Origin of the sequence: Actinomadura geliboluensis, assembly GCF_005889745.1 — a bacterium.
GTDB classification, from domain to species: Bacteria; Actinomycetota; Actinomycetes; order Streptosporangiales; family Streptosporangiaceae; genus Spirillospora; species Spirillospora geliboluensis.
The window spans coordinates 1-1,547 of record NZ_VCKZ01000723.1 but is presented as its reverse complement, the minus strand read 5'-3'; the positions used below and the strand labels follow the sequence as shown (position 1 = coordinate 1,547).

At 69.2% G+C, this 1,547-nt stretch carries 1 protein-coding gene; it reads right to left on the bottom strand.

All coding sequences use genetic code 11. From position 1 onward, the window contains the following. Window positions 1–13 precede the first annotated feature (13 nt). The gene (locus tag ETD96_RS43835) at window positions 14–1,345 is read right to left on the bottom strand and encodes an IS4 family transposase (RefSeq protein ID WP_171069549.1); all 1,332 of its coding nucleotides are present in this window, start codon (window positions 1,343–1,345) and stop codon (window positions 14–16) included. Window positions 1,346–1,547: the final 202 nt, after the last annotated feature.

Sequence of the window (1,547 nt, the reverse complement as noted above, 5' to 3'; positions counted from 1 at the left end):
CAATGCCGGGAAGTTAAGGGTCTTCGGCTGTTGTCGAGTTGGTCGGGGTGAGGATGTCGATGGCGATGGTGGCCTGGTAGGTGGTTCGGTCGATGGCCGGGCCGCGGGCGTTGTACTTGGAGATCGCGCGTTTGACGGTGCGGGCGTTGGTGCGCATGCGTCGGTCGGGCAGCAGGTTGTCCAAGACGGCTCGTCCGATGCGGCCGGTCAGGTCGATGGTGGTGTCGGCGATCACGCCGGCGGCCTGGATGACCTGGTCGCGGGCCGCGGCCAGGGCGATGCTGAAGCCGGCCCGGTCCGGGGCGATGCGGGGGTCGCTGTTGGTGGCGTCGGCCATCGCGGTGCGTAGTGCCTGGTGGACGATCAGCAGCGCGTAGATTTCCTGGTCGGTGCCGGCCGGGGTCCGGGCCCGCAGGACGCGGCCGCCCAGGATGGAGGATTTCAGTTCCAGGTAGGCGGTCTCGATCTCCCACCGCTGGTGGTAGAGCCGCACCAGGTCTGTGGCCGGATAGCCGACAGGGTCCAGCAGTGTGGTGATCAGCCGGTAGCTGCCGGTGGATGGGCCGGCGGCGGTGGAGACGGTGATGCCGGCATCGATGACGCGGACCTTGATCCCGCCGTGCCGGGAGATGAATGAGCCGTCGGGCAGGCGGTGCAGGGCCGGCAACTTGGGTGCCGACCGGCCGTTCTTGACCCGGATCAGCAGGTGGGCACCGGTATCGGCGATCTGCTTGACCAGCCACCCGGCGGCAAAGCCCCGGTCGGCCAGCACGATCATCTGCTCACCCAGCGCGCCCAGCAGCCGGGCCGCATAGGCGGTCTCGCCGTTGCCGGTCCCGCAGGCCGGGCCGAACGCCGCGTCCAAGACGCTGCGGGTGCCGCAGGCCACCACCGCGACCAGACGCAGCATCGGGAAAGCCGACCCGCGCTGCTGGGGATAGGCCACGCGGTTGGCCGGGCTGTCGGCCACACTCATCACGGTCCCATCGACAGCGCACACCAGCAGACCCCGCCACCGCGCTGCGCCGCCGAGCGTGGCGGCCGGACCGCGCAGCAACTCAAACAGCGCCTTCAGCGGTGCGACACCCAACCGCCGCCGCGCCTGGGCCAAAGCGGCCCCGCTCGGCGCCGGCTGCGACCCGCCGAGCCCGGCGGTCAGCCGGCCCCATACCTGCACATAGCCCAGCTCAGCGAACAACACCCCGGCCAGCAGCAGATACACCACCACCCGGGACGGAAGCAGCCGCACCCGCCGCTGCACGGCACCGGTCGCCACCAGGACCTCGTCGACCATCTCGAACGGCACCTGCTGGGTCAGCTCACCCAAATGCCCGGGCGCGAACACCCCCGTCCCCACCCGGACCGTCCGCGTGACCGTACTGATAGCGCAGGCCAGCACGGACCTGTCAGACTGCTGAGACAACGGAGATCCAGTCTGTTCGGACGTTTGTGAGAGAACACCCGTTCTACTGGATCTCCGTTCTCATGTCCGGCCACCAGCCGAGAACCCTTGACACCTCCGGCGTCACCTTAACTTCCCGGCATTG